The sequence below is a fragment of the Natranaerobius trueperi genome (assembly GCF_002216005.1).
Lineage (GTDB): Bacteria > Bacillota > Natranaerobiia > Natranaerobiales > Natranaerobiaceae > Natranaerobius_A > Natranaerobius_A trueperi.
The window spans coordinates 42658-56740 of the sequence record NZ_NIQC01000016.1; the positions used below are offsets into that span (position 1 = coordinate 42658).

12 protein-coding genes and 4 pseudogenes are annotated in these 14083 nt (G+C 33.4%); 12 read left to right on the top strand and 4 right to left on the bottom strand.

Features of this window, described 5'->3' with window-relative positions:
- Positions 1 to 49 precede the first annotated feature (49 nt).
- The 3 genes and pseudogenes from CDO51_RS08075 to CDO51_RS15380 all read left to right on the top strand — a co-directional run.
- Positions 50 to 1231: an iron-containing alcohol dehydrogenase gene (locus CDO51_RS08075; protein WP_089023776.1), complete on the top strand. Its 1182-nt coding sequence runs from the start codon at positions 50 to 52 to the stop codon at positions 1229 to 1231.
- 212 nt (positions 1232 to 1443) lie between these two features.
- Positions 1444 to 2445, top strand: a complete 1002-nt coding sequence (locus CDO51_RS08080; protein ID WP_089023777.1) for a glycine betaine ABC transporter substrate-binding protein — start codon at positions 1444 to 1446, stop codon at positions 2443 to 2445.
- Positions 2446 to 3043: 598 nt separating this feature from the next.
- A pseudogene (locus CDO51_RS15380) lies at positions 3044 to 3717 on the top strand (group II intron maturase-specific domain-containing protein); the annotation flags it as partial.
- A 589-nt stretch (positions 3718 to 4306) separates the two neighbouring features.
- On the opposite strand, the gene aroA reads toward CDO51_RS15380, so the two are convergent.
- Entirely contained in the window at positions 4307 to 5626 is a 1320-nt protein-coding gene (gene aroA, locus CDO51_RS08095) for a 3-phosphoshikimate 1-carboxyvinyltransferase (RefSeq protein ID WP_089023778.1), read from the bottom strand.
- A 14-nt stretch (positions 5627 to 5640) separates the two neighbouring features.
- Complete coding sequence (gene aroF / locus CDO51_RS08100) at positions 5641 to 6666, bottom strand: 3-deoxy-7-phosphoheptulonate synthase (RefSeq protein WP_089023779.1); 1026 nt, start codon at positions 6664 to 6666, stop codon at positions 5641 to 5643.
- 474 nt (positions 6667 to 7140) lie between these two features.
- Here aroF and CDO51_RS15015 point away from each other — a divergent pair.
- Both CDO51_RS15015 and CDO51_RS15020 read left to right on the top strand, forming a co-directional pair.
- Positions 7141 to 7647 (top strand): annotated as a pseudogene (locus tag CDO51_RS15015) (glycine betaine ABC transporter substrate-binding protein).
- The gene (locus CDO51_RS15020; RefSeq protein WP_205842168.1) at positions 7602 to 7982 is read left to right on the top strand and encodes a glycine betaine ABC transporter substrate-binding protein; all 381 of its coding nucleotides are present in this window, start codon (positions 7602 to 7604) and stop codon (positions 7980 to 7982) included. Before CDO51_RS15015 ends, CDO51_RS15020 begins: the two are co-directional and overlap by 46 nt.
- A 174-nt stretch (positions 7983 to 8156) precedes the next feature.
- On the opposite strand, the pseudogene CDO51_RS15385 reads toward CDO51_RS15020, so the two are convergent.
- Positions 8157 to 8425, bottom strand: a pseudogene (locus CDO51_RS15385) (ATP-binding cassette domain-containing protein); the annotation flags it as partial.
- 317 nt (positions 8426 to 8742) lie between these two features.
- On the opposite strand from CDO51_RS15385, the gene CDO51_RS08115 reads away from it, so the two are divergent.
- The 7 genes from CDO51_RS08115 to CDO51_RS08145 all read left to right on the top strand — a co-directional run bounded on the left by CDO51_RS08115 (position 8743) and on the right by CDO51_RS08145 (position 13800).
- The gene (locus CDO51_RS08115) at positions 8743 to 9435 is read left to right on the top strand and encodes a SurA N-terminal domain-containing protein (protein WP_276207011.1); all 693 of its coding nucleotides are present in this window, start codon (positions 8743 to 8745) and stop codon (positions 9433 to 9435) included.
- 257 nt (positions 9436 to 9692) lie between these two features.
- Positions 9693 to 10058 carry a bifunctional nuclease family protein gene (locus tag CDO51_RS08120; RefSeq protein ID WP_240503529.1) on the top strand — a complete coding sequence of 122 codons (366 nt, stop codon included), beginning with the start codon at positions 9693 to 9695 and terminating at the stop codon, positions 10056 to 10058.
- Between the two features lie 180 nt (positions 10059 to 10238).
- On the top strand, positions 10239 to 10904 hold the full coding sequence (locus CDO51_RS08125; RefSeq protein ID WP_158212388.1) for an N-acetylmuramoyl-L-alanine amidase: 666 nt from the start codon (positions 10239 to 10241) through the stop codon (positions 10902 to 10904).
- A 96-nt stretch (positions 10905 to 11000) separates the two neighbouring features.
- Positions 11001 to 11978, top strand: a complete 978-nt coding sequence (locus CDO51_RS08130) for a DUF4236 domain-containing protein (RefSeq protein WP_158212389.1) — start codon at positions 11001 to 11003, stop codon at positions 11976 to 11978.
- 11 nt (positions 11979 to 11989) lie between these two features.
- On the top strand, positions 11990 to 12424 hold the full coding sequence (locus tag CDO51_RS08135; RefSeq protein ID WP_158212390.1) for a nucleoside recognition domain-containing protein: 435 nt from the start codon (positions 11990 to 11992) through the stop codon (positions 12422 to 12424).
- 15 nt (positions 12425 to 12439) lie between these two features.
- Positions 12440 to 12919 (top strand): nucleoside recognition domain-containing protein, encoded by a 480-nt coding sequence (locus tag CDO51_RS08140; protein WP_089023785.1) that lies wholly within the window; start codon positions 12440 to 12442, stop codon positions 12917 to 12919.
- Between the two features lie 23 nt (positions 12920 to 12942).
- Positions 12943 to 13800: a CPBP family intramembrane glutamic endopeptidase gene (locus tag CDO51_RS08145; RefSeq protein ID WP_089023786.1), complete on the top strand. Its 858-nt coding sequence runs from the start codon at positions 12943 to 12945 to the stop codon at positions 13798 to 13800.
- 64 nt (positions 13801 to 13864) lie between these two features.
- Here CDO51_RS08145 and CDO51_RS08150 read toward each other — a convergent pair.
- A pseudogene (locus CDO51_RS08150) lies at positions 13865 to 14083 on the bottom strand (hydroxylamine reductase); the annotation flags it as partial.

Here is a 14083-nt window from a genome sequence, read left to right on the forward strand (position 1 = left end):
ATTTTTGAAGATTTCAAAAGTAAAAAATATATTTAAGGGGGCATTTAAAATGTTAAGATTTGAGCAGATGCAACAAAATGAATTTGTACTACCAACAAAAATTAAGCATGGGTTAGGTATTATCAAGGACATTAATCAGGATGTGCAAGAATTAGGAGTATCTAAACCACTTATTGTAGCAGACCAAGGTGTAATTAATGCTGGACTTCTTGAACCAATTAAGAAAAGCTTATCTGAAGCAAATATCCCATTTGCTATTTATGATGGAGTTCAAGCAGATCCAGATTTAAATGTAGTTGCTAAAGGTACAAAAACTTATAATCAGGAAAATTGTGATGGTCTAATTGCAGTTGGTGGAGGAAGCTCAATGGACACTGCTAAGGCTATCGGTGTTGAAGCATCTCATGATGGAGAAGGAACTGTAGTAGAATATGAAGCAGCAGAAGGTAAAAAACCTTTAACTAAGAGAATTCCACCATTAGTAACTGTGCCAACAACTGCAGGTACTGGAAGTGAAGTGACTCTTTGGGCTGTTATTAAAGACCCTGAAAGAGAATTTAAGTTTAATACAGGTGGTCCATTAATTGCAGCATATAGAGCAATTATTGATCCTGAATTACATGTTAGCATGCCTCCTGCAATAACTGCAGGAACAGGAATGGATGCACTGTGTCACGCAATTGAATGCTATACTTGTCATTATTCACAGCCTACAACAGATGCAGCTGCTTTATTAGCTATCGAATATGCTGGAAAATATTTAAGACGTGCTGTAGGTAATGGCCAAGATATTGAAGCACGTTATGGTATGGCAATGTCAGCAATGTTAGCTGGTATTTCATATGGTAGCGATAGTGCAGGAGCAGTTCATGCTATGACACAAACATTAGGTGGAATCATATCAGTACCACACGGGCAAGCTGTTGCTGCCACACTAGCACCAGCAATGGAATATAACTGGATTGGTGAGCCTCATAAGTTTGCAAGAATAGCACAAGCTCTTGGTGTAGATACTCATGGAATGGATCTTCACGAAGCGGCAAGAGCTTCTGTAGATGCAGTTTATCAATTAGTAGAAGATATTGATGTTCCAACACTGGGAGACCTAGGGGTTTCTGAGGACATGATTCCTAGATTAGCAAAAGAAGCTTACAATGATCCACAAACGGTAGGAAACCCAAGAGATATTGATGTGAAAGGTTATGAACAAATTTATCGTTCATGCTTCTAGAATGGTAAATTAGTACAGATGAATAAGCCTATACCGTGAATAGAAGAGTTAATTGCTGAAACAACTATTAAATCTCTTCTTATAAGCTTTCATAAGTAAATATTACGGTATAGGCTTGTAAATAACTTTTGATTATTATTGATAAAAAGCTTATACTTTTTATGACAGAATAAAATAATATTTATCAAATTCGAGGAGGTTTTTTTTAATTTATGGATCATTTTTTAAGAAACAAAAGTAAGCTTCTATTGATTTCAGTTTTAGCTCTAACTTTAATTTTAGCAGGAGTCACATTAGGTTGTGAGGAGCAAGTAGAGGAAGAAGAAGCAACAGTAGAAGGGGCAGATGGAGAAGAAATTCCTGTACAAAAAGAAATTGAAATGGCTAAGGTTGAATGGACATGTGCTACACAGAAAGCTTATGTTAACACAGCAATACTTGAAACTTTGGGTTATGATGTATCACGAGAAAACTACACTTTACCTATTATTATAGAAGGAATGTCTAATGGAGAAATAGACTTTTTTACTGATGCTTGGGATAAAACTTGGGGGCAACCTTTAGATGAAGCCCTAAAAGCAGGAGATATGATAGATATTAACACTCAGATTGACGATGCTTCGTATTCACCGGCTGTGCCTACTTACGTTTATGAAGCAGGGGTACAATCTTTAGAAGACTTAGCGAAATATTCAGACAAATTCGAATATAGTTATTATGGTTTAGAATCTGGTAATGATGGGAATGAAATTATGATTGAAGCTTTTGACAATGATACTTATGGTCTTGGTGAATGGGACATTGTTGAAAGTAATGAAGCGGCTATGATTACTGATGTACGCCAACAGATGGAAGATGAAGAATGGGTTGTTTTTAGTGGTTGGGAACCGCATTATATGAATGTTGTTTTAGATATGGAATATTTAGATGACCCTAAAGGTATTTGGGGTGACAGTGAAAGTATTAGTACAGTTGTTAGAGATGGTCTAGAAGAAGCTGATCCTAACTTAACTAAGTATTTAAAACAATTTGATGTAGACCAAGAAATTGTTAATGAGTGGGTTTATGAATTTGGATATCATGAAAGAGATCCTGAAGAAGTAGCAGAAGAATGGATTACTGAAAATATTGATATAGTATTACAATGGGTAGATGGTGTTTATACTGTAGATGGCGAAGATGGACAAGAAGCTATAGAAAATGAATTTAAGTAAATCGAAATAAGTGTTTTTTAGAACTCACCTTTAAGGTTAGTTCTAAATTTTAATAATAAAATATTCAAGTTATATAAAAGTTATGGTTTGATAATGAATTTGTAAAGCATTATTTTCATAGTATTAAAAAAAGTCGCAGAGCAAGAATTCTGCGACTTTTTTTGTGTGCCCGGCATGGGTATAAGCTATAGGGTGAAAGTCCCGAACAGCGAAGGTAGTAGTAGCTGTAGCTCAAGACAAGGGTGGTGGAGGTGACTCTATCATCTGAAGGAAGTAAGCGGCAAATTTTCGCCCCGAGGGACACGAATCTCATACAAGGCTAGGCAACACTGGATTAGTCTGCACATCAAGACAAAGTCCTTACTACCTGGGGAGAATCTGCTGGAACGCCACAGATAAGAGGTAAGCATGGTCGAGAGACTATGTTGAACAGCAGACGTCATAGTACTTGGTAGCTTAAGATATAAAAGAAGGACCAAACCAATTATGGAGAATCATTACCAGGCGTTCATCTGTCTCAAAGAAGCAGAAAACAAAGTTCCTACCTTGAGAAGGAAGTGGTGAATCCCACGGGGGACTTTTAAGTTAACATGTACAACTTTCTAACATAGTTTTAGATGAATTAGACAAAGAACTTGAAAAGCGAGGTCATAAATTCGTTCGTTATGCTGACGATTTTCACATTTATGTGAAATCCAAAAGAGCAGGCGAAAGAATAATGCAGTCTATTACAACTTATATTGAGAAGAAACTGAAAACTAAAAGTAAAAAAAGAGAAAAGTGCGGTGGATAGACCATAGAAGCGTAAACTACTAGGATTTAGCTTCACTCATCACAAAAAGAACCCTAAGCTACGACTAGCTAGACAAATAATAAACCGTTTCAAAGCTAAAATTAAACAACTAACATCTCGCAAAGGACCGGATTAGTATGCAGAAAAGAATAAAGAAGCTGAATCGCTACCTAATAGGATGGATTGGCTATTATCAACTAATTGATACTTAAAGCAAACTGAAGGGTCTCGAATCGTGGTTAAGTCGTAGGTTGAGAATGATTAGGTGGAAGGAATGGAGGTTTCCACGAACAAAGGTGAAGAATCTTATCTCACTTGGAGTTTCTCCATGTAAAGCGTATGAATGGGGTAATTCCCGGAAAGCTTATTGGCGTATAGCTAAAAGTCCAATACTACAAAGAACCCTAGACCGAACCTATTGGACTGGTCTAGGGCTTAAAAGTCTTGTGTCTAGATATGAATTCTTACGTCAGACATAATGTGGAACCGCCGTATTCGGATCCGTATGTTCGGTGGTGTAAGAGGGGGCGGTTAGTCACCGCCCCCTATCTTAATTATAAAAGTATTCCTTATATATTTTTTTTATAATTCAGTGATTAGGTCTTTTTGCTAGAAGTTGTGAAATTATATAGAAAATTAATGATATGCTTTAGGAATATTACTATATAAGTATAATTAAATTAGCTTATCAGATTAGCTCGTAACATTCAGGAGGGGTAAATTTCAGCAAAAAGAACGATTTCTTCGATTCTTTTGTGGTTTAGAAGAAATGATTGAAGGAAGAGCACTTTGGAATTTTTTGTTCAGTACATACTTCATGAACAATTTCTTTAAAACGCTGTTTTACCTTTTGATTAGAAAATATTTTTCTTCGTTTCATATGATTTAATTGTATATGGTTTTGCTTTATACTACAACTGTATTTTATTAAAAAAATAGGCTTTCATCCCAAGATTGAAAGCGTGGGATGAAAGCCCTAATACTGTAAAGAAATAAGGTAGTTATCCATAAAAAGATAACCACCTTATTAAAATAAGTTACAAATGTTCTAAAAATAATTTTTCTGTGCTATTCTACTGACGCCCCAAGTTTTTGTAAGTCTGTTTGAAAACTTGGATATGAAATATCTATGCAATCAGCACTATGTATTACTGTCCTACCAGTTGCAATTAAACCAGCTATTGCTAAAGCCATAGCGATGCGATGATCCCCATATGTATTCACTTCGGCTCCCTTTAATGGTGTAGGGCCTGTTACTGTTAATCCATCATAAAGTTCTTCGATTTTTGCCCCCATTTTTTTTAACTCAGTTTTGATTGCTTGGATGCGATCACTTTCTTTAAACCTTAATTCTTTTGCACCAGTTATCTCTGTGGTCCCATGTGCTTGAGTTGCTATAACAGCTAATAAAGGGAGCTCATCTATAGCATCAGGGATATCTTCTTTTTTCAGTTTGATATTATTAATATTTTGAGTATATTTCGCTGTAATATTTCCTCTGGGTTCACCGGACATGACTTGCTTATTTGTAATTGAAATCTCGGCACCCATTTTAGTAAGAATGTTTAAAAAACCAATTCGTGTTGGATTAAGTCCAACATTATTTAATCTAACTTGACTATTTGGCACTAAAATCCCTGCTCCGATTAAAAAAGCGGCTGAGGATATATCTCCTGGTACATCAAATGTTTGACCATATAGATTTGATATTTGTTTACTGTATATTGTAATATTGTTGCATATTGAGTTTTTAGCTGAACTGATATTACATCCGAAAAACTTTAGAATTCTCTCAGTATGATCACGTGTTATTTGTGGTTCGGTAATAGTAATATTTTTAGTTGAATTTAAACTTGCCAAAAGGAGTGCAGATTTTACTTGTGCACTAGCTATTTTTGTAAAAATATGAGTTTTTTTAGTATCATAACTAGTAGGGATTACAGTAGCTGGAAGTAATGTATTATTGTTTCTACTTTTTACAACTTTACCAAGTTCTAATAATGGGTTAATTACACGATCCATAGGCCTTTTATTTAAAGAAGAATCACCTGTTATACAAGAAAATAGGTTGAGTCCTGATAATAGTCCTAGTAATAGTCTAGCAGTTGTACCTGAATTTTCTGCATCTAAGATATTTTCTGGTTCACTTAGGGTCGAACTAATGAAAATAGTTTTTTTGTTTTCATTACGTATATTTGCTCCTAGACGTTCTAAACATTTTTTAGTAGCGTTTACATCACGACCAGGTGCTATACCTTTAATGATTGTTGTACCTTTTGAAATTGCTCCTAGGATACAAGCTCTGTGAGATATAGATTTGTCTCCTGGTACTTCTAGCTCACCATGTAGCTTATTGTTGTTTTGTGTATTATCAATGATTAAATACATAATATAACTTCCTTTCAATTTGTTACCATTCTTTTATTAAAATGTGGCGCTAAAGCTTGTAAGTTTTGAGTTAGTTTAGTGAAGTTTTCAATTGTTAACGATTGCAAGCCATCGGAACAAGCTTCTTCTGGTGATTGATGAACTTCAACCATTACACCATCTGCTCCTGCTGCTAAAGCTGCTTTGCTCATAGGGGATACTAATTTCCATTTACCTGTTCCGTGACTTGGGTCGACTATTACAGGTAAATGAGTTAGTTCTTTAACTAGTGAAACAGCAGCTAGATCTAGGGTGTTTCTAGTTGAGGTCTCAAAGGTTCTAATACCACGTTCACAAAGGATGACTTGATAATTATCACGGACAAGTATATATTCTGCTGCCATTAGCCATTCCTCTACAGTAGAAGACATGCCTCGTTTTAAAACTACTGGCTTATTAGAATTACCGACTTCCTTTAATAGCTCATAGTTTTGCATATTTCTAGCGCCAATTTGCAAGATATTAGCATATTTACTAACTAAATCAATTTGTCTAGGATCCATTACTTCGGTTACAATTTTAAGTTCATTTTCTTTAGCTGCTTCATAAAGGATTTTCAAACCTTCTTCACCTAACCCTTGAAAGCTATATGGGGAGGTTCTAGGCTTAAAAACACCTCCTCTTAATATTTTTCCACCAGCTTGTTTAATTCCTTTAGCAACTTCTTTTAAACTATTTTTATTTTCTACAGCACAAGGGCCTGCCATGATAGAAAAAGTATTTTCACCTATAGTGAGATCCTCGATGGCTACTTTTGTATCATGACTTTTGAACTCACGTGATACTAGTTTGAAAGGTTTGCTTATAGGAACAATTTTTTCTACATAGGGTAAAGCCTCTAAAGCTTTCTGAGCATCTTTCTTATTTTCACCTATAGCACCAATTACAATTCTTGATTGACCGTTAGAAACATGACTGTTAAATCCTAAATTTTTTAGTCTAAGAGTTACTTGCTCGATTTCATTATCAGTTATACTTTCTTTATTAATTATAATAATCATAAACTTCACCTCACATCATAGTAGTTCTTATAGGAGAAATTATTTATATTTCAATTTATAATCATTTCTATTCTTCTTAAAAGTATGTCCTTTTAATTGTAATATATTTTTTATGAAAAAAAAAAGCTTTTATAAAATACAGCTACCGTTACGTTATTTTCATTTTAATATTTAGTGAAAATTTTACTTTAACTAGTTCATTACAACTACTATAACTCTTTCGCACGTTATCACAAAATCATATTAAAGAACTTGGCTTTATAGCACATTTATGTCTATTTTTTCTAGACAAGCATGTTATGTATAATTATTTAACAGATTTAAAAAATGAAAACAAAAATGTTAGACGAAGGAGGAGTTGGTTTATAAAATGAAAGTAAAAAGATTATGTGACCAAAGATTATTTTTTTAGGAGTAAGTTTGTTAGTTTTGGTAGTTGTAGGGTGTGCGGATATTGATGATGACGAAAAGTTTGTGTTTGCAGATGTTGGTTGGGAGAGTATTCGAGTCCATAATTATATCGCTGGTATAATTTCAGAAAAAGGTTATGGTGAATATGAAATGGACATGACTCCAGGTTCTACCCCTGCTACTTTTACAGGACTAAGAGATGGAGATATAGATATCTATATGGAAACATGGCAAGAAAATATTCAATAAGAATATCAAGAAGCAAAAGAACAAGGTGATATTGAAGTACTTGGAATCAATTTTGATGATAACCATCAGGGTATATATGTTCCTACTTATGTGATAGAAGGAGATGAAGAAAGAGGGATAGAACCAATGGCTCCGAATTTAGAATATGTAGAAGATCTAGCTGATTATAATGAAGTATTTGAAGACCCATCTGACTGTGATAAGGGTAGAATATATGGGGCACCGTCGGATTGGGCTATTGATGAAATTATAGATACTAAAATACAAACCTATGGATTAGATATTATAACTATTTTAGGCCAGGTTCTGAGCCAGCATTAAATACTTCTTTAGCTGATGCTTACGAAAGTGGAGAAGCTTGGGTAGGATATAATTGGGAACCTACGTGGGTTATGGGTCGATATGATCTTACTTTATTAAAAGAACCGGAGTTTAATGAACAGAATTACTACGAAGGTGGTTATACAACAGAAATTCCGTCTATGGAAGTAACTATATCTGTAAATCAATCTCTTGATGACAGGGCCCCTGAAGTAACTGAATTCTTAAGTAACTATGAAACAAGTAGTGAGATTACTAGTGAAGTATTAGCCTATATGGAAGAAAACGATGTAGATGAAAGAGAAGCTGCTAAATACTTTTTCGACGAATATTAAGACCTATGGACAGAATGGGTAGATGCAGAAGTAGCTTATAATGTCTTAAATTATATTCAATAACATAAAATTTTAAACTAGAGTGAGGTGAAGAGATACTGCTCCTGATATTTACAGGGGCAGTTCAATTTAAAATGAGAGAATTTCCAGAAATAAAATTAGAGCTAGGTCAACATCCATCAACAGTACATCTGGATCATTAGCAAGCGCTCTTGCTAAACCAATTCGTTGTTGCATACCACCACTCAACTCATTTGGCAATTTCTTTTCCCAACCCTTAGGACCAACTGCATCCAATGTTTCTATTGCAATTTTCTCTCGTTCTTTGTCAGATACCCCTTTACTTCTAGTCCGAATTCAACATTGTCTTGTACTGTTTTGTGAGTAAACAACCCAAAGTGTTGGAAAACCATCGCCAAATTTGTTTGACGAAATTCTCTTAAGAATAATAGTACATTAGATGAAATCTTGAATGATGATTACCATAAACGGATCCTGAAACTTTTGTTTATGATTTGATTCCAATAGCAAAGGACAGTAAATATCCTATTGCTGTTGTTGATAAAGATGAAAAACTATTAGGACTTATAGTAAGAACATCAGTTTCAGCAGCACTAGTTTAAAAAGGAGAAAGTACTTGCCAAAATAGTGGGTTAGGAGACAGTTCTCTAATCCCCTATATTCCGAGAGCTATACTATTGACAGTTGTTGAACTGTTCTCTATAATATCAGTAGTATCTTGTGAAATATTAGAGTTAAAATTAGGAGGTTTTCGATGCTATTCAAAAAGATTTCATTATTAGCTTTAGCCATTTTAATGGTAGTTTCACTAGTGGGTTGCGGTGAAGAAGATGAGGAAGTCGTAGCAACAGTAAACGGAGAGGAACTTTTAAGAAAAGACTTTGAGGGTGTCTTGAATCATACAAAAGAAATGTATGAGATGTACGGCATGGAAATTGATGAAGATGATGACGAAATGATGGAAATGATTGAAGAACAAGCTATCAACGAATTGATTACTGAAACTTTACTTCTTCAGGAAGCTGAAAACGAAGGTATTACTGTAGATGAAGAAGTAGTTGAACAACAAATTGAAGCTATAGAAGAAGAATTTGAAACAGAAGAGGAAATGGAAGAAATGTTAGCTATGGCTAATCTAGATGCTGATGATTTGGAAAATGAAATTAGAGATTCTATTAAGATAGAAGAACTAGTAGATACATTAGTTGATGAAGATGAGCTTGAAGTTACTGATGAAGAGTTAGAAGAAATATATGAAGAACAAATGGCTATGCAACAAGGGCAAGAGGGAATTGATGAAGAAGAACTTCCTGAACTTGAAGAAATGAAGCCACAGTTAGAAGAAATGGCTAAACAACAAAAAATGCAGAAAAGAACAGGTACAGTTATTGAAGAATTAAGAGAAGATAGTGATATTGAAATTTTACTTTAAATCTAAATAGATTAGGAATGGTTTATGTTCCATTACCTTTGGTAATGGAACATTTTTTTAGAATAACTTTTTTAATTGAATTAGACGGTATTCTATACAATAATAACTGAAGGAATTTTTATAATGGGTTTAGAATATAATTATAAGTAAATTAAATAAGAGTTTATTGGGTCATTTGGCTATAGGAGGTGTAAACTATTAGTATACAAGTAAAAGTTAAAGGAATTGGTACTTCTCAAAATGGAGAAAGTTATGCGGTGTTATTATCTGATCTAGAAGAATCCAAGATATTACCAATCGTAGTTGGATCTTTTGAAGCACAAGGAATAATTTCAGCTCTAAAGGGTCAAGAATATCAACGACCTATGACATATGATTTAATAAAAACCTTGTGTGAGACTTTAGATGGTGAGATTGTAGAGATATTTATCAATGATGTTAAAGATGATATATTTTATGCAAGAATTCATATGTTAGATCACAATGATGAGTTTGTTGAGATAGATGCACGACCAAGTGATGCTATAGCTTTAGCATTAAGGTTTGATGCACCAATTTTTATTAATTTCCAGTTAATTGAATTCACATGTGATTACGAAGATTTAATAGACGAGCAAAAATAAATGTATAACAGTAGAACTGTTTCTAACAATAGTGAAAACACTGACACCAATCATATTATTATGGTTGGTGTTTTTTACGCTTTGGTTTTTTGGGATACAATTATACTGTAGTTTTTAAATTCTTAATAGCATTTGGCGACCATATAATTATTTTAAAGTTTAATAATTGGAGGGAATATGATGGAAAAACCACAAATTATTAAAAAAGAACTAAATATGAACTTAAATTTTATGAGTGATTTAAAACGAGAAGATATTAAATTTTTAATAATTCATCATACAGGGGTTTCGTTAGATCAGCGAGTAGAAACAATTAATAATTTTCATAAAAATGATCGAGGTTGGGCAGGGATAGGTTATCATTTTTATATTAGACAAAATGGTAGTATCTACCGGGGAAGGCCAATAACTAAACAAGGTGTTCACACATCTAGTGTAAATTCTAAATCATTGGCTGTTTGTTTAGCGGGTAATTTTAATAGTAATAAACCTGAAGAATTTCCAGACCAAAAAGAAGCCCTTATTGATTTATTAGCTTGGTTGAGTCATGAATTCCCAAATACTACTTTAGAAAAAAATAGGGAATTTAATAATACTTCATGTCCGGGAGATAATTTCAATATACATCAAATAAGAGAAGAAGTAGAAAGCAGGATTAATGAAAAAAAAGATCTACCTAATATTTCAAGAAGAATTAACGGAAAGTTTGATGGTGAAGATTTTAAGGGTACTGCATACTTAATTGAAAGTCGTGTATATATTCCTGTTAGAGTATTAGAAGACTACTTTGATGTAACGGTCTCATGGAACAGAGAAACACAAGAATTTCAGATTGATAAAAGGTAATCATAAAAGCCTCGTAAAAAATACGGGGCTTTATTAATGAAAAAGGTTTAATTATATTGTATACTGTAATTATAAAATTGGTTAAGGGGGATGTTTATGGGTATTAGGTTTCGAAGAAGTATGAAACTTGGGAAGGGGCTAAGGGTGAATTTGAGCAAAAGAGGTGCTGGTATCAGCTTAGGTGGGAAAGGTATGAGGTTTGGGGTTGGACCTAAGGGTGCCTATAGGTCAATGAGTATTCCTGGAACAGGAATTTATGCCATAGATTATTTAAATAAATCTAATAGAAAGAAAAGTTCTACGAGCAAAACGGCTAGATCTACTGATAATAACAAAGATCCTTTACCCATGCCTCAAGATCTTAAAAGCTTTAATTATCCTTCATTATGTATAATTTTAATGTTAATTCTGTTACCTTTTTTACCTATTGCTAGTGTTTTCTTGTTAGCAATTGCTGTATATGGGAAAAAACAACTAGCTAACTCCTCTAAAGGTAAGGCTAGAGATAAATTTAAAACAGGTAAGAAAGCATTAACAGAAGGGGACTATGAAAAGGCTAGAGAAGTTTTTACTGAATTATTAAAGATACAGGAAATACCTCAACTTTATCCAATCTTAGGTGAGTTGTTTCTTAAGAATAATGAGTATACAAAAGCTTGTAATTATTTTGAAAAATATTTAGACCATAATCCAAAACACATAGGTGTTAAATTCCAATATGCATTATCATTAAAGCTTGCAAATAACTTTGATCAAGCTATAAATATTTTTCAGGATATTTTAAATAATGATTTATCAAAAGAAGATGAATCTAGAGTAAAGGTGATCTCCCATCTTGGGGATTGTTTTATGAAAAAAGACAATCCAGAGCTAGCATTAGAAGTGTTGAAATCAGGCCCAGTGCGTGCAAGAAAGTTAGACGAAGATAAAATGTATTTTAAATACCTCTTAGGTCTTGCATATAAAGAAAATGGACAAAATGATAGAGCTATTACACATTTACAAAGAGTATACGCACATGATACCAACTTCTATAATGTTTCTCAATTATTAGAGGAGTTAGGCAAGATATAGGGAGGATGACAATGAAGTCAGTTGATAATGGAACAATTATTAAAAATGGTTTAAAGAGCTCACAAGAAGTCATTTTAGAGCTAGGGAAGGTGTTAGTTCCCGTAATTTTTTTTGTTACTTTTTTAGAGGTCTCAGGAATCTTACCTATTATAGCTGGGTCTGCAGAACCTTTGATGAATATTTTTGGACTTCCTGGTGAAGCAGCAATGGTACTTGTAATTGGAAATTTAACAAATGTATATGGGGCAATTGGTGCTATGCTTAGTATAGATATAACACAACAGCAACTAACAGTATTAAGTGTAATGGTTACTATAAGTCATAGCTTACCTACTGAAACTGCAGTAGTTAGTAAAGCTGGTGCTCAAGGTAGATGGGTATTAATTTATCGTGTCATAGCAAGTCTGGTTTTTGGATTTTTAGTTAATTTGTTCTTAACAATTTAGAGGGGGAATTAGAACTTGAACTGGTTTGAAATGATCTTAGAGGCTACAAAGTCTAGTATCGCTTCAATGCTCCAAATAGCTCTTATTGTTATCCCTCTTCTCATAGGGACAGAATTTTTAAAGGCTTATGGCTTTTTAGAGAAATTAACTAACTTTTTTAGACCTTTTACAAAAAGAATGTACTTACCTGGCGAAGCAGCTTTCCCCGTGGTGATAGGATGGACAATTGGTTTACAGTTTGGAGCAGGAATAGTTATGCAAGTTGGAAGGGAAGGAACCCTAACCAAACAAGAATTAACTGTTACTTGTGTTTTTATTGGTATCGCTCATTCTTTAATTGAAGAAACTGTTATATTTGCAGGAATTGGAGGAAATGCACTTATTCTATTATTAGCTAGATTTACAGCTGGTATTATTTTTACTTATATTTTTCTTTTACAACTTAAATTTACTAAGCAATTTGATGAAAAGAAACAGGATCAATTGAAAATCTAAAAAGTATTGGCAGGTGTATTATCATGAAAGTATTATTTCTGAATAAACAAGGTGAGCCTAAATGGTTAATCAAAATAGCCCTTGTTTTAGTTACGGCCTTTATATTTATGACGATATTAAGTGTAGGTGTTAGTATATTAGTTAATACATTTGGTGGAATAGATATTGTGAACTTAAATAACTCTGGTATGATGATATTTGCTATATTACAGAATGTAGCCTTTCTATTAGCAGTATGGCTCTTTGTTAGATTCTGGGAAGGTAGATCATTAAGTATAATTGGGATAACAAATTTAACTAAAAACACTAAGTCTGATTTAATATTTGGAATGGCTCTAGGAGCAGTCTCTATTACGGTAATTTTTTTAATTCTACTATTAACTGGTAGTATTGAAGCAAACCTTTCTACATTCGACTTAGAGCTTTTTGGTTATCTAGTATCTGGATTATTTATGTTTAGTATGGTAGCTTTTGTAGAAGAATTATTTGCTCGTGGTTATTGTATGACAGTTATAACTAAAGAACGGGGGATGGCTTTAGCTGTTGTTATTTCTTCTATTATTTTTGCTATTCTTCACATTGGTAATCCCAATTTAACCTTAATAGGAATACTTAATATCTTTCTTGTGGGATTATTATTTGCGGCAATGTTTTTCTTTACAGATAATTTATGGATGCCGATTGGGTATCATTTAACATGGAATTTCTTTCAAGGAAACATTTTTGGATTTTCAGTTAGTGGTTTGCCTGTTCAAGGACTATTCTCTATTGAATATGTTGGAAATAATATTTTTACTGGAGGTGCCTTTGGTATTGAAGGTGGACTTGTAACTACATTTGTGATTATAAGTGGATTTTTCGTTTTATATAAAAGGCCATAAATAAAAATGTGCTCCCCTTAATGGCGATTCCATTAAGGGGAGCACTCACTAAACCAGTGTAATCTTACTCTCCAACCATAATCTTTTCTAAATCATCATTAACTGTAGAGTTTGGTCTCATATCAAACTTATCAACTAATACATTTTCTGATATAGAAGCTGGTAAGGTTGGACCAATATAGATTTTCTTTACACCTAAGTGCAATAATGCAAGAAGTACTAATACAGCTTTTTGTTCATACCATGCAATGTTATAAGAAACAGGTAGTTCATTAATGTCTTC

Coding starts and splice junctions, on each gene's coding strand:
- CDO51_RS08075 (WP_089023776.1), top strand. CDS start 50: ATGTTAAGATTTGAGCAGATGCAACAAAATGAATTTGTACTACCAACA.
- CDO51_RS08080 (WP_089023777.1), top strand. CDS start 1,444: ATGGATCATTTTTTAAGAAACAAAAGTAAGCTTCTATTGATTTCAGTT.
- aroA (WP_089023778.1), bottom strand. CDS start 5,626: ATGTATTTAATCATTGATAATACACAAAACAACAATAAGCTACATGGT.
- aroF (WP_089023779.1), bottom strand. CDS start 6,666: ATGATTATTATAATTAATAAAGAAAGTATAACTGATAATGAAATCGAG.
- CDO51_RS08125 (WP_158212388.1), top strand. CDS start 10,239: ATGGAAAAACCACAAATTATTAAAAAAGAACTAAATATGAACTTAAAT.
- CDO51_RS08130 (WP_158212389.1), top strand. CDS start 11,001: ATGGGTATTAGGTTTCGAAGAAGTATGAAACTTGGGAAGGGGCTAAGG.
- CDO51_RS08135 (WP_158212390.1), top strand. CDS start 11,990: ATGAAGTCAGTTGATAATGGAACAATTATTAAAAATGGTTTAAAGAGC.
- CDO51_RS08145 (WP_089023786.1), top strand. CDS start 12,943: ATGAAAGTATTATTTCTGAATAAACAAGGTGAGCCTAAATGGTTAATC.